The organism is Clostridium ljungdahlii DSM 13528 (assembly GCF_000143685.1).
GTDB lineage: Bacteria > Bacillota > Clostridia > Clostridiales > Clostridiaceae > Clostridium_B > Clostridium_B ljungdahlii.
Window position 1 is genome coordinate 3,755,457 of the sequence record NC_014328.1, and the last position, 20,886, is coordinate 3,776,342.

At 31.5% G+C, this 20,886-nt stretch carries 16 protein-coding genes, 4 tRNA genes and 1 other annotated feature; of the genes, 5 read left to right on the plus strand and 15 right to left on the minus strand.

The features are described 5' to 3' along the window. Positions 1–111: 111 nt before the first annotated feature. The 12 genes from CLJU_RS16945 to ytxC all read right to left on the minus strand — a co-directional run bounded on the left by CLJU_RS16945 (position 112) and on the right by ytxC (position 16,164). A complete protein-coding gene (locus CLJU_RS16945) occupies positions 112–576 on the minus strand; it encodes a 2-thiouracil desulfurase family protein (protein WP_013240065.1) in 465 nt (154 codons plus the stop codon). A 14-nt stretch (positions 577–590) separates the two neighbouring features. Then, positions 591–2,951: an endonuclease MutS2 gene (locus CLJU_RS16950; protein WP_013240066.1), complete on the minus strand. Its 2,361-nt coding sequence runs from the start codon at positions 2,949–2,951 to the stop codon at positions 591–593. Positions 2,952–3,007: 56 nt separating this feature from the next. Then, positions 3,008–5,377 (minus strand): U32 family peptidase, encoded by a 2,370-nt coding sequence (locus tag CLJU_RS16955; RefSeq protein ID WP_013240067.1) that lies wholly within the window; start codon positions 5,375–5,377, stop codon positions 3,008–3,010. 82 nt (positions 5,378–5,459) lie between these two features. After that, entirely contained in the window at positions 5,460–6,059 is a 600-nt protein-coding gene (locus CLJU_RS16960) for a cell division protein ZapA (protein ID WP_013240068.1), read from the minus strand. 162 nt (positions 6,060–6,221) lie between these two features. Continuing rightward, on the minus strand, positions 6,222–8,603 hold the full coding sequence (pheT, locus tag CLJU_RS16965) for a phenylalanine--tRNA ligase subunit beta (protein WP_013240069.1): 2,382 nt from the start codon (positions 8,601–8,603) through the stop codon (positions 6,222–6,224). A gap of 545 nt (positions 8,604–9,148) precedes the next feature. Continuing rightward, entirely contained in the window at positions 9,149–10,162 is a 1,014-nt protein-coding gene (pheS, locus tag CLJU_RS16970) for a phenylalanine--tRNA ligase subunit alpha (RefSeq protein WP_013240070.1), read from the minus strand. 61 nt (positions 10,163–10,223) lie between these two features. After that, positions 10,224–10,448, minus strand: a binding site (T-box leader). A gap of 62 nt (positions 10,449–10,510) precedes the next feature. Further along, a complete protein-coding gene (locus CLJU_RS16975) occupies positions 10,511–11,293 on the minus strand; it encodes a TrmH family RNA methyltransferase (protein WP_013240071.1) in 783 nt (260 codons plus the stop codon). A gap of 78 nt (positions 11,294–11,371) precedes the next feature. Beyond that, on the minus strand, positions 11,372–11,731 hold the full coding sequence (rplT, locus tag CLJU_RS16980; protein ID WP_013240072.1) for a 50S ribosomal protein L20: 360 nt from the start codon (positions 11,729–11,731) through the stop codon (positions 11,372–11,374). A gap of 28 nt (positions 11,732–11,759) precedes the next feature. Beyond that, complete coding sequence (gene rpmI, locus CLJU_RS16985) at positions 11,760–11,957, minus strand: 50S ribosomal protein L35 (RefSeq protein ID WP_013240073.1); 198 nt, start codon at positions 11,955–11,957, stop codon at positions 11,760–11,762. 19 nt (positions 11,958–11,976) lie between these two features. Then, positions 11,977–12,498 (minus strand): translation initiation factor IF-3, encoded by a 522-nt coding sequence (gene infC / locus CLJU_RS16990; protein WP_013240074.1) that lies wholly within the window; start codon positions 12,496–12,498, stop codon positions 11,977–11,979. 199 nt (positions 12,499–12,697) lie between these two features. Beyond that, positions 12,698–14,611 carry a threonine--tRNA ligase gene (thrS, locus tag CLJU_RS16995; RefSeq protein WP_013240075.1) on the minus strand — a complete coding sequence of 638 codons (1,914 nt, stop codon included), beginning with the start codon at positions 14,609–14,611 and terminating at the stop codon, positions 12,698–12,700. 668 nt (positions 14,612–15,279) lie between these two features. Beyond that, complete coding sequence (ytxC, locus tag CLJU_RS17000) at positions 15,280–16,164, minus strand: putative sporulation protein YtxC (RefSeq protein ID WP_013240076.1); 885 nt, start codon at positions 16,162–16,164, stop codon at positions 15,280–15,282. A gap of 329 nt (positions 16,165–16,493) precedes the next feature. Here ytxC and CLJU_RS17005 point away from each other — a divergent pair. From CLJU_RS17005 to CLJU_RS17020, 4 genes are all read left to right on the plus strand, one after another. Continuing rightward, a tRNA-Val gene (locus CLJU_RS17005) sits at positions 16,494–16,569 on the plus strand. A gap of 63 nt (positions 16,570–16,632) precedes the next feature. Further along, positions 16,633–16,708, plus strand: a tRNA-Phe gene (locus CLJU_RS17010). 12 nt (positions 16,709–16,720) lie between these two features. After that, positions 16,721–16,795: transfer RNA gene (locus CLJU_RS17015), tRNA-Gly, on the plus strand. Between the two features lie 5 nt (positions 16,796–16,800). Further along, positions 16,801–16,874: transfer RNA gene (locus tag CLJU_RS17020), tRNA-Cys, on the plus strand. Between the two features lie 140 nt (positions 16,875–17,014). Here the strand turns inward: CLJU_RS17020 and CLJU_RS17025 are convergent. Next, positions 17,015–17,677, minus strand: a complete 663-nt coding sequence (locus CLJU_RS17025) for a L,D-transpeptidase family protein (RefSeq protein ID WP_013240077.1) — start codon at positions 17,675–17,677, stop codon at positions 17,015–17,017. A 127-nt stretch (positions 17,678–17,804) separates the two neighbouring features. On the opposite strand from CLJU_RS17025, the gene CLJU_RS17030 reads away from it, so the two are divergent. Further along, the gene (locus CLJU_RS17030; RefSeq protein ID WP_013240078.1) at positions 17,805–18,956 is read left to right on the plus strand and encodes a pyridoxal phosphate-dependent aminotransferase; all 1,152 of its coding nucleotides are present in this window, start codon (positions 17,805–17,807) and stop codon (positions 18,954–18,956) included. 104 nt (positions 18,957–19,060) lie between these two features. On the opposite strand, the gene dapB is transcribed toward CLJU_RS17030, so the two are convergent. Together dapB and dapA are read right to left on the minus strand one after the other, a co-directional pair. Further along, the gene (gene dapB / locus CLJU_RS17035) at positions 19,061–19,813 is read right to left on the minus strand and encodes a 4-hydroxy-tetrahydrodipicolinate reductase (protein WP_013240079.1); all 753 of its coding nucleotides are present in this window, start codon (positions 19,811–19,813) and stop codon (positions 19,061–19,063) included. A 138-nt stretch (positions 19,814–19,951) separates the two neighbouring features. Next, positions 19,952–20,833, minus strand: a complete 882-nt coding sequence (gene dapA, locus CLJU_RS17040) for a 4-hydroxy-tetrahydrodipicolinate synthase (RefSeq protein ID WP_013240080.1) — start codon at positions 20,831–20,833, stop codon at positions 19,952–19,954. Positions 20,834–20,886: the final 53 nt, after the last annotated feature.

Below are 20,886 nucleotides of genomic sequence, written 5' to 3' on the forward strand. Positions count from 1 at the left end.
ATATTTAGCAGTTCTTCACCCCTTTCAAATAATATTTTATTAAAAATAACTCATTTTATTTGAATATTAAGTTTAGGCATTTTCAAAGAAATAACTAATCCATATGCCAGCCTATTTTCTTTCAAATGCCTTATTAAAATCATCTTCTCCATATATCCTTATATTGTTTTTGCTTAAAAGTTCTGCCGTTACTCCAGCACCCTCTATAATATTTCCACTAAAGCTTCCATCATAAATTTTACCAAAACCACAGGAGGGACTTTTAGACTTTAAAATAGCTTCTTTTATATTACATGCCTTAGCTACTTTTAAAGTTTCATAGGCTCCTTTTAAAAATTCACTTGTACAATTTTCTCCAGTAGAACTCATTACAGCAGCTTTTCCATCTATCACATCTTTACCTGTACCACCACATATTTCGCAAGGATTTCTAGGAGTCTTCAGTCCACCTAACTGTTCCGGACATAGTGGTAGCGCCTTTCCTTCTTTCACGAGACTTAGTACTTTCTCACAAAGATTATTTTCCCCATTATATTTAGTATTAATGCCACACAAGCATGCACTTACTAATATCACTCCAGCCACACTCCTTATTTCAATTCAACTATTGTAACTCCTGTACCGCCTTCACCATATTCTCCAAGCCTGTGATTTTTTACATGAGAATGCTTCTTCAACATATCAGTTATAGAATTTCTAAGCACTCCGGTACCCTTACCATGTATTATAGTAACTTCTTTAAGTCCTCCCATGTATGCATCATCTAAATATTTGTCTACAGTATAAGTTGCCTCTATAGAGTCCATTCCCCTTAAATCCACTGAACTTGAAACATTTCTCAAATTTAATTTGGCTTCTCTTTTTAACTTTTTCTTTTCACTTTTTGAATTACCACTAGAAGCTCTCAATTCTTTCAACTTCACACTTATTTTCATGATTCCTGCTTGAACCTGTACTTCCCCTTTGCTGTCAGGTTTTGATAGTACAACTGCTTTTTGATTTAATGAAGGTATGAATACTTCCTGCCCTTCTTTTACAGATTTAAGCTCTTCTCCAACATCATTTTTATTATCATACAACTTTTCTTCAGTTTTCTCTAATCTATCCTTGAGTTTTTTTCTATTTTCCTCTAATTTATGCCTTACAGAAGAAGTGTATCCCATTCTTTCCAGTTCTCTCATATCCTTTAGAATTTTATCTGCTTCTTCTTTAGAATTTCTTATTATTTCCTTTGCCTCTCTCTGTGCTCCAATAATAGCCTTATCTCTTATATTTTGAAGTTTACTTGCTTTTTCTTCATATTTTTCTTTGATTTTAGCTGCCTCACTTTTTAGTATTTCTGCTTCTCTAGCAAAAGTTTCAGCTTTTGATTTTTTTTCCTGAAGGCTTTGAATTAAATCTTCAAATTGTAAGGCATCGCTAGCTATATTTTCTCTAGCATCTTCTATTATAAACTCTGGTAATCCAAGTCTTTTGGATATTTCAAAGGCATTAGACTTTCCTGGTACTCCTATCATAAGCCTATAAGTAGGTCTCAGAGTTTCTACGTCAAATTCTACAGATGCATTTTCTACTCCCTCATTTTTTAAAGCATATACTTTTAATTCACTGTAATGAGTCGTAGCTACTATAGTGCATCCTCTTTTTCTTAAATTTTCAAGTATTGATACTGCAAGAGCTGCACCTTCTGTAGGGTCAGTACCTGCACCTAATTCATCAAACAATACAAGAGATTTTTCATCAAAATTTTCAATAATATTTACTATATTAGTCATATGTGACGAAAATGTAGATAAATTCTGCTCTATGCTCTGCTCATCTCCAATATCTGCAAATACCTCTGTAAAAAACCCTACGGTAGAATTCTCCCTAGCAGGTATCATAAGTCCACTTAGTGCCATGATGTGCAAAAGTCCTATGGTTTTAAGAGTCACAGTTTTTCCTCCTGTATTAGGTCCTGTTATAACTAAACAGCTAAAATTTCTACCTATATATACATCCATAGGTACTACTGTTTTTTTATTTATAAGTGGATGCCTTCCTTCTATAATATTAACTACTCCATTTTCACTTACATTGGGAATATTTCCATTTAACTCATTTCCAAATTTAGCTTTGGCAAATATAAAATCAAGTTCCCATATTATATCTGCATCTCTTTCAACCACTGTTATATTATCATATATTTGCTGAGATAGCTCAGCTAATATCCTATCTATCTCTGCTTTTTCCTTTAATTTTAGTTCCTTTATTTCATTGTTCAAATTTACAAGTCCCATAGGTTCTATATAAAGAGTTGCCCCACTTGAGCTTTGATCATGGACAAGTCCTGGCACGGATGACTTATTTTCCGCTTTTACAGGAAGCACGTACCTGTCTCCCCTCATGGTATATAAGTTATCCTGCAGATAATCAGAGTAACTTCTTATAAGTGAATTTACCCTATCTCTTACTGAAGCATTTTTATCTTTTAGACTTTTTCTAATATTGTAGAGAAGAGAACTTGCCTTATCAGATATTTCATCTTCGCTTTCTATAGCTATAAAAATTTCATCTTCTAAATTTTTTAAAGGAACAATACCTGCACATATATCTTCTATAATTTTAAAATGTTCTTCATCTTCCGACACAGTTATATACTTCTGAATTCTCCTCGCAGCCCTAAGTATTGCTCCTATTTTAAGAATTTGTCCTGGCATTAATGTAGAACCTTTTCCTGCCATTTTTATACCCTGTCTTACATCATAAACCCCTTCAAAAGGAGGATTGCCTTTAGTTACAAGAAGTTTTAAAGCTTCTCTTGTTTCCTGCAAATGTTCTCTCACTTCATACAGGTTGTCATAAGGGCTTAATTTTTCTATTAAATCTTTAGCTGCTCCAGTATTTGCGTAATCCTTTAATCTTTCCTTAACTTTATAAAATTCTAAAACCTTTAATGATTTTTCGTTCATTTAAATTTACCAATCCCTTCAGATCAAATGACTTTAATTTTGTGTTACCCGTAGCCTTACTCTATACTATTTTTATAATGTCCTCTGGTAAACTCACTAAAATCACCATGAAATTCTTCTTTTTCAAAGCATTCTAATATTTTTTTAGTCTTGCTATAATTTTCATCAATAAAATCTACTCTAAAACTATCAATTCCCATATTTCTAAGTTCTTCTATATGTGGTATAAGGTTAGTTGCAACAGAATTATATATGTAGCTTCTGCAGAATTCATCCGTGTCTAATGGAAACTCTTTTTTCTTTCTGTCTATAAGAAAGAACTCCCCTTCTTTACAAGCACCTTTACAATTTTTAGAAGTAGTTTTACCTCCAAAAGTGCTTCCTATAGCACAATACTCACTTACCATAAGCTCCACTTTTCCATATACAAACATTTGAGCTTTAAAATTACTATTTCTAATTAGCTCATTTATTTCATGTTTACTTAGTTCCACACTTAAACAAGATCCATTCATAATTTTGCTATAAAAATCCAGTGCACAGCTGTTTGTTATGTTTAACTTATAATCACCTAATATATTTAGCTTATTTCTAAACTTACTTATTATACCTAAATTTGCAGTAACTATGCCTGCAATTTTATCTAAGTTTTTATCTATAAATTTCTCTATATAATTAAATTCGTTTTTAACTATATTGGGAACTTTAATATATATTTTTTTAGATTCAAGATTATTTAAATTATTTATTTTAATTTGTTTAAAGGGATTTATGCATATGTGTTCAAAACTTGATTCCATCACTGCCTTTAATTGCTCATTAGTATTTACAAATACCATTTTAGGCGGTAAATATACTTTATCAAGATTATTTTTCAGCACAGATACTCCATATACTTTTTTGCTTGAAATACTACTTTTTTTATTTCTATTTAGTATATATTGCTTGATTTCATCTAAAAGTTTTCTTCTAATTTCATTTAAATCAGATATAGGCAAAAATCCAGGTTGAAATATTTCAAATTCTATGCTATCAAATTTAAATATATTATTTCCAGTTCTATTTAAACTTTTATATATTCTCTCTTTGCTCAAAGGCTGCTTTAGAGCCTCTTCTACTATTTGTCCTTCTACCCTAAAATCATTTTTATCGTAATTGCAGTACAAAGTAACTGGCTTTCCAACTTCAAATTGTATTTTTAAACATAAGTTAATTTTCTTGCCATAATGATCTTCATATATCTTTTCTAACTTTTGAAGCTGAATTAAGTCAGAGGTTTTATATATCCTATCTCCTGCTTTATAATTTGCTGGAAAGATTTTGACCCTTTCTCCCTTATAAGCCTTTGCAGTTTCTTTTCCGGACTTCACCAGTTTAGAAATAGTAAAACCACTAGTTCCAATTCTCACTCCATCTCCTTCTGATATATCTTCAGTAAGTAGAACGCTTTTATCACTATTTACTTCACCTATTTCTATACCTGTATTCTTAGGGAAAGAATACGCCATCATATCTTTTCCAGTATTTTTATACAAGTAAGCCTTTGAAAATCCCTGTCTATTAAATAATTGCAAAAGTCTTTTTTTACTGCCTTCTATATAAGATAAATCCTTTAATTTTTTACCGTCTTGATAGAAATTATCAATGACATTTCTATATTCCGATACAACTCCTGCCACATATTCCGGTCTTTTCATTCTTCCTTCTATTTTCAAGGAACTTGCTCCACTTTCTATTATTTCCTTAATATCTTCAATAGTACACATATCTTTTGGACTTAAAATATACCCCTTATCCTTATCTTTATCTTTCTTATTTACAATTTCATAGGGAAGCCTGCAGGGCTGGGCACATCTGCCTCTATTTCCACTTCTTCCTCCAATCATACTGCTCATAAGACACTGTCCAGAATAGCAAACGCAAAGAGCTCCGTGTATAAATATTTCCGTTTCTATTTTGAGAGTTTTAGATATATACTCTATTTCTTTTAATGAAAGTTCTCTAGAAAGTACTATTCTTTTAAAACCTAGTTTGCTTAAAGACAAAGCAGCTTCTCCATTATGTACTGTCATTTGAGTAGAAGCATGCAGTTCAAGTTCAGGAAGCTTTTCTCTTAAAAGAGATGCCAATCCTATATCTTGTATTATAAGGGCATCTACTCCTACATTATACAAAAACTCAGCATATTTACAAGCTTCTTTTAATTCCTTTTCTTTCATTATAGTATTTATAGTAACATATACCTTTACATTATATAGATGGCAATATTCCACTGCCTCTTCCATTGTCTTGTCATCAAAGTTAGAAGCATAAGCCCTTGCAGAAAACTTATTTCCTCCAAGATAAATAGCATCTGCCCCTGCTTGAACTGCCGCATATAAACTTTCTAAATTTCCTGCTGGAGCTAATAATTCTACTTTTTTCATTATTCCATCTTCTCCTGTTTAAATATTTGAATTTATTCACTCACTAATAAAATCCGAACCAAGACCATCGTCAGTTCGGATTTTATTTTACTCCATTATTTAAAAGAGCATTTTTCTTTTTTCTCTCTTTTGCCAGACTTATCTGGTTTTCTTCTAGCTTATGTTGAAGATCTATTATTTTATACTTACCCGATTGTACTTGAAATTTCAGTTCTTTGTTTTGTGCCACCATTTTGGTATTTTCATTCATATACTTTTGAGCTTCTTCTTTTATAATTTTTATTTCTTCTTCTAATTTGCTTATTTTCTCGTCTTTTTCTTTTAAAGCCTCACTACTACTGCTATTCTTTAGTTTTATTTTAAGTTCAGCATTAAGTTCCTCCGTATACCTAAGCTGCTTTCTCAAAGAACTGATCTGATCCTCGTATACTTTTCCTACTCTTTCTAACTCCTCCACTCTTCCTGACAACTGACCTTCTTTTTCCTGAGCTTTTAACATATCGTCTGCTACATTAAGTGCCGATAAAACAGCTGCTGAGGAAGTGCTTAATTTGCTATTATTTTTTATAATACTCTTAACTTTTTTATCTACATAACTTGCTACTTTATGTAGGTATTCTTCTTGCTCGTCACCTTTTAAATTATATTCAATTCCATTTATAAAAACCGTCACCATATTCATTTAAACACCCTCTTAGATCATGCTGTTTCCAATTCTTTATAACAACATTCTATCACAAATTCTTCACATATGAAATATTTTATTTTACCTTAAAGAGCTAAAGCATCATAAAATAAGCTGGATGAACATTAAATTCATCCAGCCTTATTGATCAATGAATCCTTATTGTCTAAGTTGTGCTCCTAAATTATGCTCTAGTGATCTTATTATTTTGCTATGAACTTTATTAACTTCTTTATCTGTAAGAGTTTTATTTTCAGCTCTATAAGATATTGAATAAGCTATGCTCTTCTTTCCACTTTCTATCTGTTTTCCTCTATAAACATCAAACAACTTAACTTTCTCTAGGATATTTCCTCCCTGCTTTCTTATAATGTCCTCTACTTCCTGTACCATTATATTGTCATCTACTAAAACTGCAAGGTCTCTAGAAACTGCAGGGAATTTAGGCAGAGGTCTGTATTTCTTATCTGAATCAGCATGTTCATACAAAACATCTAAGTTTAATTCAGCAATATAACATCTTTCATCTATACCATAATTTTCGCATACAGTTGGGTGAATTTCTCCAAGCACTCCTGCTAACTTTCTATTTACATAAAGGGCAGCTGTTCTCCCAGGATGGAAAGTTGGATTATCGCTTTCTCTCTTAAAAGAAATCTTCTCTATTCCTAAGGTATCTAATATGTTTTCCACTATACCTTTTAAATTGAAGTAATCACATTCACCATACATTCCAATGGTTACAATATTATCTTCTTCAGGTAAAGTATCACCATTTTCTAGTGGAAGATACACTCTTCCAATTTCAAATAACCTTACAATCTCATTTTTTCTTGAATAGTTTCTACCTAAGCATTCCATCATAGACGCTAATGTAGTTGTTCTCATTATGCTGTAGTCTTCTCCCAAAGGATTTTTTATAGCTATAGCATTTCTAAGCTTGCTATCTTCAGGTAAAAGTATTTTATCAAATACTTTCCTACTTACAAAAGAGTAACTTATGGATTGATTTAATCCACTTGAAATAAGTGTTTCTACCAATTTATCATCCAGCTTTTGCTTTGGATTCTTTCCTCCTCTTGTACTTACACTTTCTATTACAGTAGTAGGTACATTACTGTATCCATATATTCTAGCCACCTCTTCTGCCACATCTTCTCTTATATTTATATCTCCCCTAAAAGTAGGAACATCTATATGTAAAATGTCTCCTTTAAGCTGAGTTTTTAATTCCAGTCTATTTAAATAATCTACCATATTTTCCTTAGGTATTTCAGTACCCAAAAATTTATTTACCCAGTTGGAATCAACGTCTACGCTGTGAGGTTCAATTTTTTCATCATATACATCAATTGTACCTTCCATAACTTTTCCTGCTTTTAGCATCTCAACTAAATTGCAAGCTCTGTTCATAGCAATTTCAGCTAAATTAGGATCAAGATCCTTTTCAAATCTACCTGAAGCTTCTGTTCTAAGTGCCAACTTTTGTGAAGAAACTCTTATATTAGTCCCATCAAAGTTAGCACACTCAAATACTATAGAAGAAGTATCATCTCTTATCTCAGAATTAAGTCCACCCATTATTCCTGCAAGTCCGATAGTTCTGTCTCCATCTCTAATTGTAAGCATATCTTGATTAAGCTGTCTTTCCTCTTCATCAAGAGTAGTAAATTTTTCTCCATCTTTAGCTGTGTCTACAACTATAGTGCCAGATTTTATCTCCCTTACATCATAAGCATGCATAGGTTCTCCTATTTCAAGCATTACAAAATTAGTTATATCAACTATATTGTTTATTGGCCTTACACCTGCTTCTAAAAGTCTCTCCTGCATCCATGAAGGTGATGGCTCTATTTTTACATCTTTTATGCCCCTTGCCATATACCTTTTGCAAAGTTTATCTTTTATTTCTACTTTTAATGTATCTTGAATATTTTCGCTGCAGGAAGGCTTATAATCTAATTCCGGAATTTTGTAGCTTTCATTTAAAGTTGCAGCAGTTTCCCTTGCCATTCCTATAATGCTAAGACAATCAGGTCTATTTGAAGTTATCTCAAAATCCAGTATAGTACTTGTCATATCAAGTACTTCCTTTATGTCCTTGCCAATTGGCGTATCTTCTTTTAAAATCATAAGTCCATATACAGGTTTATCTCCTGCTATGCCAAGCTCTTCCTCAGAACAAAACATTCCATTTGACATAAGACCTCTTAGTTTTCCTTTTTTAATCTTCACCCCACCATGAAGTGTAGAGTCATGAAGCGCTACAGGAACTATATCTTGTTCTTTCATATTAGTAGCAGCTGTTATAATTTGAATAGGTTCTTCTTTTCCTATATCTACCTGACATACAACAAGTTTATCTGCCTGAGGATGACTTTCTATCTTCATTATTTTACCTGTAACTACATTTTGGATTTCATCTCCAGTTACAATTGCCTCTTCAAGTTTTGAACCACTTAAAGTCAATCTATCTCCTAATTCTTTTCCTGGAATATCTATTTTAACATAATCCTTTAACCATTTTACTGGAACTTTCATACAAAAATCTCCTTTCAAATTTTTAATCTTTGCAAACCTTCTAGTTAAAAATTCACATATACCGCCGAATATGCTGACAAATTTCAGCACCATAAAAACTTTTAATAAGTCTAAAGTTCGATATTTTGAAAACCTAAGAAGCTTAGCTAAACTCGTACCTCAGACATATCTAAACTTCTAAGATTTTCTAAAATATCTCACTAAGACTTATAAAAAATTTTTTAAACGTGCTTTCAATTTTGTCATCATATTCTCAGGTATAAGGTCAAATTTTACATAGAAAATTTTAAGTATAATTTCTAATTTAAAAATTCACTCTATTCATAAGCATATTTTTACAACAATGAAGCACTTTTAAATGTTTTGTACATAAGTCTTAGTAAAAAATTCGTAAAAATCTTAGAATTTTTGAATTGTTTGAGGTACGAGTTTTCAAAAGTTCTTAGATTTTCTAGAATTTTTTGCTTAGACTTATCAAAATATTTAATGGGCTGAAGGTTGTAAAAACATGCGGAGAATGAGTTAACTTTTATTTAGAAACTCTATTAAAATTGATTTAAAAATCTCATGTCACTTTCATACATGTTTCTTATATCATCTATTCCGTATTTTAACATGACCATCCTATCTACACCCATTCCAAAAGCAAATCCACTATAAACTTCAGGATCTATTCCACAATTTCTAAGTACCTGAGGATGAACCATTCCGCATCCTAAAAGTTCTATCCACCCTTCTCCCTTACATACTCTGCAGCCTTTTCCATGGCATACAAAGCAACTGGCATCCATTTCTGCAGAAGGTTCTGTAAAAGGGAAATGATGAGGTCTGAATTTTGTACGTATGTCATTTCCGAATAACTTTTTAGCAAATAGTTCAAGAGTGCCTTTTAAATTTGCAAAAGTTATACCTTTGTCAACTACTAGGCCTTCCATTTGATAAAATATAGGTGAATGAGTAGCATCCACTGAATCTGAACGATAAACTTTACCTGGAGATATCATCTTTATTGGGGGTTTTTGTTTTTCCATAGTTCTTACCTGTATTGGAGAAGTTTGAGTTCTAAGCACTACATTGTCATTTATATAAAAGGTATCCTGTTCACCCCTTGCTGGATGATTTTTAGGTATGTTAAGTGCTTCAAAGTTATAATAATCCTTCTCTACTTCAGGACCTTCTTCTATAGTAAATCCCATAGAAATAAATATCTGTTTCATCTCTTCTAGTGTTTGTTCTAGCGGATGGCGCTTTCCTACAGTTTGCTTTATGCCAGGCATAGTAATATCAATTGTTTCATTCTGCAGCTTTGCTTGTATAGCACTTGATTTTATCTTTTTTGATGCCTCTTCTATAGCATTTTCCAGTGTACTCCTCACTTCATTGGCAAGCTTACCAATTGCAGGTCTTTCTTCTTTGGAAAGATCCTTCATGCCCCTGAGTATTTTTGTAAGTTCTCCCTTTTTACCTAAATATTTAACTCTTATATCCTCTATATCTAACTTTTTATTTTTTAATTCGTTAAAGGCATTTTCCTTTATCTGTTTTAATTCTTCTTTCATTTTAAACTCTCCTTTCACTACAATCTTTTTAATTTAAAACAAAAATAAAAAGCCCATCCCTCTAAGGGACGAACTTTGATCCGCGTTACCACCCAAATTGATACTATTAGAAATAATATCCTCTTTGTATATTTTAACGATAATTAACCGCTGACTACTAATTATAATTTCACAGCCAGTACTCCAGGAGGAACTTCAATATATAATGTTTTAAAAAAAGCTTTCAGCCCTGACTTTTTTTCTCTGATAAAAATCATATATCTACTTTCTCTTTCACAGTAAGTGTCCTTATTCAACTTTTATTATTATATCTTTAAATTCTACATATATATTTACATATTGTCAACATTAAATTAAATTTTGTCTTACTGCTTCGAACATCATTATGGACGCCGCTGCAGACACATTTAATGATTCAGCACCACCTGGCATCGGTATCTTTACCTTTATATCAGAAATATCCTGTATGGTTTTGCTAAGACCATTTCCTTCATTTCCCACCGCAATTATAACTTTTCCTTTTAAATTTGCGCTATAAAAGCTAATATCAGTGTCCAGAGAACTTCCTATCAACTTAAATCCACTTTTTCTGAGAAGTTCTACTTTTTTCAAGTCCTCATCATAGATTACAGGTACATGAAATATAGAGCCCATTGTTGATCTCAACGTCTTCTCATTATATATATCTACCGTTCCCTTTGTAATTATAACCCCTAAAGCTCCAGAAGCATGTGCACTTCTTATTATAGTACCCATATTGCCTGGATCTTGAATCTTATCTGCCAGTATATAAAATCCTTCTTTGTTTGAGGCTTTCAATTCTCTATTTTCCACTACAGCAGCTATTCCCTGAGGATTTTCAGTATTCACCATAGCCTTAAATACACCTTTTTCCATAAAATACACAGGGAAATCACATTGAAAATTTTCTTTTAGTAAAAGTTTTTCCCACTTATCTGTAAAGTCACTGCTTAGAAAAATTGAAGATATTTTGAAATCAGAATAAAGTGCCTCTCTTACAAACCTAAAACCTTCTATTAAAAACTTGCCCTCTTGAACCCTGTATTTCTTTTCCTTTAACTTTTTCACTTCTTTTATATGTGCATTATCTTTACTTTTAATTATATCCATAATAGTCCACCTTATTATGATAATTTACCTATAAAAAAGTACAGCATAATTATGCTGTACTTTTTATGTAATATAATATTATGCATTTAGTTGTTTTTTAGCTACTTCAACTAATTCAGTAAATCCTTTAGGATCATTTATAGCTATTTCTGAAAGCATCTTTCTATTCATATTAATGCCTGCAGTCTTTATTCCATTTATAAACTTGGAATATGAAAGTCCATTCATTCTAGTTGCAGCATTTATTCTAGCTATCCATAATTTTCTAAAGTCCCTCTTCTTTAATCTTCTTCCTATATATGAATATCTTAGAGCCCTTAAAACTGTTTCATTAGCAGTTCTAAATAATCTACTTTTTCCGCCATAATAACCTTTTGCAAGCTTTAATATTTTTTTATGATGTTTACGAGCGTTTACTGCTCTTTTTACTCTTGCCATAGTAAAACCTCCTTTTAGAATCCTTCAATTATACGTAAGGCATTAATTTTTTCATAATTTTTTCTTGAGTTTCTGAAACAAGTCCTGCTTTTCTTAAATTTCTTTTAGTTTTTGCACTTTTCTTTGTAAGTATATGACTTTTAAAAGCTTTTGATCTCTTTAACTTACCAGTTCCTGTAATCTTAAATCTTTTTGCTACACTTCTTTTAGTTTTCATTTTTGGCATAATAAATTCCTCCTCTCAATTATGCTTTCTTTGCTGATAAAAACATTATCATGTTTCTTCCTTCAAGCTTAGGTTGCCTTTCTATTACACAAACATCCTGAAGTTTAGAATGAAATATATCTAAAATTTTTTTACCTATAAAGGAATAATCAGCTTCCCTTCCTCTAAATCTTACAGTAACTTTAACTTTATCTCCTGCAAGTAAAAATTTTCTTGCATTTTTAGCTTTAATGGAAATATCATGTTCTTCTATTTTAGGGCTAAATCTAACTTCTTTTATATTAACAACTTTCTGTTTTTTTCTAGCCTCTTTATCTTTTTTAACCTGCTCATACATAAATTTCCCATAATTCATGATTTTACAAACCGGTGGCTTTGCATTTGGAGATATCATAACCAAATCCAATTCCTTTTCTTCTGCAAGTCTTAATGCTTCTTTTGATAATATAATTCCCATTTGACTTCCATCATCTGAAATAACTCTTACTTCTTTTTCTACTATATCCTGATTTATAAGAAAACTTTTATTAATGATTTTCACCTCCTAGGTGGAATTTAACAAAGCATATAAAAAAGGACAGCTGCCGCCGTCCTTTGAATACATCAATAATAAAGAATCCTTTTAATTAAGAAATCTTCATAACCTTACTGGCTGTGCCGTAAGGTGAGAAACGGCTAGTTTCTTCTTAACGAATTACATTATACTATTGTTATAGCTTATAGTCAATATATAATTTTAATTATATATCACTTATTTTTTTATCTATTTCATCTTTAAGTTTTGAAATGAAATCATCTAGTGCCATAGTTCCCATATCTCCGCCTTTTCTGCTTCTTACAGATATAGTTTTATCTTTCATTTCTTTTTCTCCTAGTACAATCATATAAGGAACTTTCTGCATTTGAGCTTCTCTTATCTTATATCCTATCTTCTCATTTCTCATATCTGATTCTACCCTTATATCATTTTCCTTTAACTTTTCAACTACTTCATTTACGTAGTCATCCTGAGCATCAGTAATATTCATTACTTCAACTTGTACTGGTGCAAGCCAAGCTGGAAATGCTCCTGCGTAGTTCTCTATCAAAATTCCTATAAATCTTTCTATAGATCCAAATACAACTCTGTGAACCATAACTGGTCTGTGCTTTTCCCCATCTGCTCCAACATAAGTTAAATCAAATCTTTCTGGCATCTGGAAATCCAATTGAACAGTTCCACACTGCCAAGTTCTTCCTATGGAATCTTTTAAGTGGAAATCTATCTTAGGTCCGTAGAAAGCTCCATCTCCTTCATTTACCTTATAATCAAGTCCTACTGCTTTTAATGCATCTTTAAGTCCTTCAGTTGCAGCTTCCCAGTCTTCATCACTTCCCATAGAATCTTCAGGTCTTGTTGATAATTCAACGAAATACTCAAATTTAAATACTTTATAGAAACTGTCTATAAGTTTTATTACATTTACTATTTCATCTTTCATATTATCTTTAGTCATAAATATGTGAGCATCATCTTGAGTAAAGCATCTTACTCTCATGAGTCCATGAAGAGCTCCAGATTTTTCATGTCTATGAACAATTCCCATTTCACCATATCTTATAGGAAGGTCTCTATAAGAATGTATTTTGTTCTTATAAACAAGTATAGAACCAGGACAGTTCATTGGCTTTATAGCATAATCTTCATCATCTATTTTTGTAAAATACATATTTTCTTTATAATGATCCCAATGTCCTGATTGATGCCACAATTCTTCATTTAATATAATAGGAGTCATTATCTCATCATATCCTGCTTTATGGTGAACTTGTCTCCAGTAATTTTGAAGTTCATTTCTTATAATCATTCCCTTTGGATGGAAGAATGGGAATCCAGGTCCTTCTTCATGTATGCTGAAGAGATCAAGTTCTTTTCCAAGTTTTCTGTGATCTCTCTTTTTAGCCTCTTCCATCATTGTTAAATAATCTTTAAGGTCATTCTTTTTTTCAAAGGCAGTACCATATATTCTCTGGAGCATTTTGTTCTTTTCATTTCCTCTCCAATAAGCTCCTGCAATTGAAAGAAGTTTTACAACTTTAACTTTACCTGTTGATGGTACATGAGGTCCTGCACATAAATCTACAAAATCTCCCTGTTTATAAAAAGATATAATTTCATCTTCAGGCAAATCTTTTATAAGCTGAACTTTATAAGGCTCATTCTTTTCTTCCATTAACTTTACAGCTTCATCTCTTGTGAGTTCAAATCTCTCCAATTTTTCATTTTCTTTTATTATCTTATTCATTTCACCTTCAATTTTCTCAAGCAATTCCGGTGTAAATGAAAAGTCAGCATCCATATCATAGTAAAATCCATCATCTATAGAAGGTCCTATAGCTAACTTCACTTCTGGATACAATCTTTTAACTGCCTGTGCAAGTATATGAGATCCAGTATGCCTTAATATCTTTTTTCCATCTTCATCTTCAAATGTCAAAATTTCAAGTTTACAATCTTCATTAATTTCCTTGTTAAGTTCCTCTACTTTACCATTTATTTTAGCTCCTAGAGCCTTTTTACCAAGTGAAGTGCTTAATTTTGCTGCAACATCAGCTACTTTTAATCCTTTTTCTACTTCAAGTTCTTTTCCATCTTTTAAGACTATCTTTATCATATTTACTCCTCCTCATATAATTAGTTTTATACTGAATTTACATTCAAACAGTACTTGAAACTTAAAATTAAGCAATAAAAAAAACTCTCCCACAAAATGGGGCGAGTATTATCACGGTTCCACCCAAATTAATAGCATTAACCTTTTAATAAAACAAATAAATATACTGCAAAAAAAATCATACTACATATTATATGTAAATTAAAACTTTTTTCACAATTACTTATAAGATTAAGCTGTCTGCTTTAATTAAAAAATTAAAAGCAACATGCTATTATCTTTGAATCCATAACGCAGATTAGCGGGAAATACTTACTTAATTTCAGTATACAACTCAAAGGTGGTATTCAATAAATCTTGCCTAAAGGATATTTCAGCTTAAAATCCTTCTCTCTTAAGGTAATTGATTTACTTACTTTTCCTCTTCATGGCCTTTATCCTATTTGAGCTTATTATATTATTCTGCAATGGGTATGTCAATATGAGAATGTAAATTTTTTATTCTATAGTTGTCCAATTCTATAGCATACGGAGACTTCTACACAAAATTTAAATCATACTCTGAATAGTTAACTTCTGAACATATGAGATTTTGACTTAATGTAAAAATAATGCGAAGCAAAGCTTCGCAAGTTAAGAATTAATAATGAAAAATTAATTAAAAATATCTACACCCTATTTAAACTATTTTTTATAGTTTTGCAAATACCACAATTATTACAAAATTGTACTTTATGAGTAAACACTTTTTTAATAGTATCAATAAGTTCTGTATTTTTACAATTTTCCACGCAGTGAATAACTATTTTTTCAGGTGAATTAGTTATAAGTGCACTTATTAAAACATCATCAGAATAAGTATCATTTCCATATCTTAATTCCGTTAAATCTCTAAAAAAATTATCTGTTATTTCTTCTCCCTTTTTATTTTTTATAATATAGCTTCCATCATTATCAATAATTATATTCACATAATCTATTTTGCTCTCTTGGATATCCACAAAATACTTTAAAAGCTTTATAAATTCATCGTATTCTTTTTCTACCATATATTTTTCCACTACTTTATCAACTATAACTTCTAAATCATTAAAAATCTCTTTTCTCCTAAAAGTTATGAAACCATCTACATTTATTTCCTTATTTTCAGCCATACAATCTGATATTTTATTCAAGATATCGTTCTTTTTATTTATACAATAAATGGAGTTTTCATCTATAATTGTGCTTCTTCCCTTTAACACTTCCATGCTCTTTTCTCCAATTTTCTCTAAATCTTCATATTTTAAAAAGAAATACGTATCTGATAAAAAAAGCATAGCATCTTTTTCATAAAATTCATCTACCAATATGTTATAAATTATATTTGAAACACACATATTAAATATATTCATAAGTTTATTGTTAATTTCCCCGTCACAAAATACCTTAAGGAAGTGAGTACCTTTTTCAATATTTTCATATATTCCAATGAGCACATTTTTATTTTTAAAATATTCTTTTAAATCTCTTATTCCCTGGATTATACACTCTCTTTCTTTACTATATACCATCGTCAATAACAGCACCTCTCAACACTCCCTTCCAAAATAGTATGTGTCTAAAATAAATCTATATTCAAATTTCTATTGTCAAATATCGACAGCTAAATTCTCCAAAAATACCCAATAAAAATTAATTTAGCAAGTGATTCTTAGGTTCAACTAGAGTTTACTCATAAGGATGACTTTCCGCAGCTGAACCTTATTAACAGTATAGAAAGGACGTAAATGCTAGCAATGGTAGCGATCGAATAAAATTATTACAAATATTTAGTGCACAAGTATTGACAATATACCTATACCAAGATATAATATTAACTGTTGTGGCAGTATTGTCGTAAGGGCGCATAGCTCAGCTGGGAGAGCATCTGCCTTACAAGCAGAGGGTCACAGGTTCGAGCCCTGTTGTGCCCACCAATTTGTATACTATTACTTTTTTAAAGTATAGTTTGTAAATGTTCGAGGCAATATATTGTCTTTGGCCAGATAGCTCAGTCGGTAGAGCAGAGGACTGAAAATCCTCGTGTCCCTGGTTCGATTCCTGGTCTGGCCACCAGATTTAAAACATGCGGGAGTGGCTCAGTGGTAGAGCGTCACCTTGCCAAGGTGAACGTCGCGAGTTCGAATCTCGTCTTCCGCTCCAATAATGGCGCTATAGCCAAGTGGTAAGGCAGAGGTCTGCAAAACCTTTATCTCCAGTTCAAATCTGGATGGCGCCTCCATAAAAAAAGTAGTCTATTCAATGGACTGCTTTTTTTATTGTATGAAGAGTATTGTTATACAGTTAAAAGTCAATTACTTATGGTGCACAAAATATATCACAAATAATAAGCCTATGTAATAGTAGCTATTATTGTGCAAATTAATCCATCAATATTATTCTAAGCTTTTTATAAAAATTCTTATCCACATCATGGCTTTCCGGAAGTTTATTATCCCTTCTAAATTTCATCACACATTTTTTCATACTCTCTCCATAGATACCATCCATACTTCCGCAGTAGTATCCTGCATCTTTTAACCTTCTCTGTATTTCATACACATCTGCTCCCCGAACTCCAGGAGTTAATGTTCTCAATTCTTTTCCGAAGGGACCATACGGACCGCCATAAACAGCTACAATCATACCATAATAAACGTAATTATATAAATCTTCTACATCGCTGTTAAGCATTCTTATACATCCATGAGAAGCTTCACCTCCTATACTATGCGGTTTATTTGTACCATGTATTCCAAATTTACCCCAGGGGACATTTAATCCTATCCATCTTGTGCCAAAGCCTCCGCTCCAAGAAGCCATACTGACAACCTTCCAAGTTCCTATAGGTGAAGGTGTTTCAGATTTACCGCTAGCCACAGGATATTTTCTTATAATTGTGTTTTTATCTTTATCAATAAGATACAGCATTTCTTCTGTAACATCTACCAGTATTCCAAGGTTTTTCTTGGATTCCTTAGCTCTAATTATCGATGCATTAGGGAAAAACAAAATTAACAATAGTATAAAAGATATTTTTCTCAAAAATTACACCTCCACTTTACTAGTGTTTTATTTCATAATGAAAATATACGTATATATAAAAAGTGGAATAATTTTATGAATTAGAGTACAATTCAAATAAATAAATATATAGATTGGAAGTGAAAATTTGAATAGTATATCAAAAAATGTTAGTTCTATAGAACTTTCAGGCATTAGAAAATTTTATAACAAATTAGTTAACTACCCGGATGCCATATCTTTAACCTTAGGTCAACCTGATTTTAATGTACCTAAAAAAATTAAGGCAGCCATGATACAGTCTATTGAAGAAAATAAAACCGGATATACCTCAAATGCTGGAATTATAGAGCTCCGAGAAGAAATATCAAAATATCTTGCAAATTTAGGCATACATTACACTGCAGGAGAAACCTGTATTACCATAGGTGGAAGTGAAGCTTTAATGGATGTATTTGCAACTCTTGTAAATACAGGTGATAAAGTATTGATACCAACTCCTGCCTATCCTGCTTATGAAAGCTGTGTAAAAATTTTAGGTGGAAGTGTAATAAACTACAGTTTAAACGATGACTTTTCCATTAATTTTGACAGTTTAAAAAAAATATTAGATAAGGAAAAGCCTAAATTAATAGTTCTCTCCTATCCTTGTAATCCAACAGGTGCTATTTTATCTAAAGAAGACAGCACTAATTTATTTAATTTGCTGAAAGCAAATGATATATTAGTGTTAAGTGACGAAATATATGCTTCATTGTGCTTTGAAAAAGATTATTACTCTATTGCACAATACAAAGAAATAAAAGATAAAGTTATTTTAATAGGTGGTTTTTCCAAGATGTTCTCAATGACAGGCCTTAGAATAGGCTATGTATGTGCAAACACATACTTTATGAATGAGATAATAAAAGTGCACCAATACAATGTATCCTGTGCTCCTTCCATTTCTCAATGGGGAGCTTATGCAGGTTTAAAAAGCTGTATGGAAGATGTAAACTACATGAAATCTAAATTTATGGAAAGAAGAGATTATGTTTTCAACAGCTTAAAATCCTTGGGATTCAAGGTAAACCTACCAAAAGGTGCTTTTTACATATTTCCATCAATAAAAAAATTTGGCATGAACAGCAATGATTTCTGTGAAAAACTTCTAAAAGAAGGTGGTGTAGCAATAGTGCCAGGTTCAGCTTTTGGATCAGGTGGAGAAGACCATGTGAGAATATCTTATGCCTACAGTATGGAAGAACTTAAATTATCCCTATCAAAAATAGAAAAATGGTTACACACTTTAAAAATATAAATAATCCATCCATAGCTTTCCACTATTAATTGTCAATTATTTAAAAACATATATACACTTTAAAAGGGCTGACACACTGATTAATTAGTGTGCAGCCCTTTGTATTACTTTCCATTAATTACATTTTCCATTGAATAAAAACCTTTTTCTCTCTTATACATAAACTCACAAGCATGAAGTGCTCCTACGGCAAAAACCTCTCTTGAAATAGCAGTATGCTTTATCTCAATAGTCTCACCCTGGCCTGCAAATATAACTTCATGTTCTCCTACTATAGTTCCACCTCTTACGGCATGAATGCCTATTTCGTTGTGAACTCTCTTTCTAACTCCTTCTCTTCCATTTACATAGTCCACCTTTTCTGGTATACAATCCTTTATTGTATCTGCTAAAAGTAATGCTGTTCCACTTGGAGCATCCACTTTTTGATTATGATGTTTTTCTATTATCTCTATATCAAAGTTTTTATATAAAAGAGCACTTACATCTTTTAATACTTTATTTATGACATTTATACCTATAGACATATTGGCAGATCTGAAAATTGGAATAGACTTTGAAGCTTCCTCAATTTTTTTAATTTGTTCTTCACTATATCCTGTAGTGCAAAATATAATTCCAATATTATGTTTCTTACCATATTGTAGAAGTGAATCCAAGGAATCCGGTCTTGAAAAGTCTAATATTACATCTCCTTCTACATTACATTCTGATATATTGGCAAACACAGGGAATGCTGATTTTTCATCCTTCTTATCTACTCCTGCAGATATGGATAAGTCCGGGAAATCCTCTACTAAATTGGTTATTACTTTTCCCATTTTACCATTACATCCACTTAGTATAATTTTAATCATTTAAACCTCTCCTTAAATTATTTAATAATCATTAACTACAAAGTCATATATTGATTAACGTGAAAGAAATAAATCTTTCACGTTAAATTAAAGAAAGCTAGCTTTCGTTTTACACAATAATTTAAATAGACTTGTTTTTTATTTTAAAAGTCCATAGTTTTTAAGCTCTGATTTTAAAACATCCAAATTTTCCTTAGACATGTCACAAAGTGGAAGTCTTAAATTTCCAACATTCATATTCAAAACATTCATAGCAGTTTTTATAGGTATAGGATTTGTTTCTATGAACATAGTATTCATAAGTGTAAGAGCTTTTAATTGCATCTTTAGTGCTTCTTTTACATTTCCCTCTAAAAATAATTTACACATATCATGCATATCTTTAGGAATAATATTTGCAAGAACAGATATAACTCCAAGCCCTCCTAAAGACATTATAGGAACTGTCTGATCATCATTTCCAGAATATAAATCAATATCATCCCCGCATAGAGCTTTCATTTTAGCAATTTGACTTATATTTCCACTGGCTTCTTTAACAGCTACCACATTATCTAATTTGCATAATTCTTTTAAAGTTTTAGGCTGTATATTTAATCCTGTTCTTCCAGGTACATTATATACTACAATAGGAGTTTTTATAGCTGAGGACACTGCCTTAAAATGCTCTATCAATCCCTTTTGTGTAGTTTTATTATAGTAAGGTGTAATTACAAGAACTCCATCTACTCCTATACTTTCTGCCCACTTGCTCATGTTTACGGCAGATTCTGTACAATTACTGCCTGTTCCTGCGATAACTGGTATTCTCTTATTAACAGTATCTACTGTAAATTTTATTGTATCTTTTCTTTCCTTTTCAGTCATAGTGGAAGCTTCACCTGTAGTCCCACAAATTATTATTGCATCTGTACCTGATTTTATTTGCCACTCAAGCAACTCTTTTAATTTATCAAAGTCCACCCCATTATCATTAAATGGGGTAATAATAGCTACCCCTGAACCTTTAAATAAGCTCATTAAAAGCACCCCTTCTCAATTCAAATTTAATATGCTTATCATCTTAAAATATA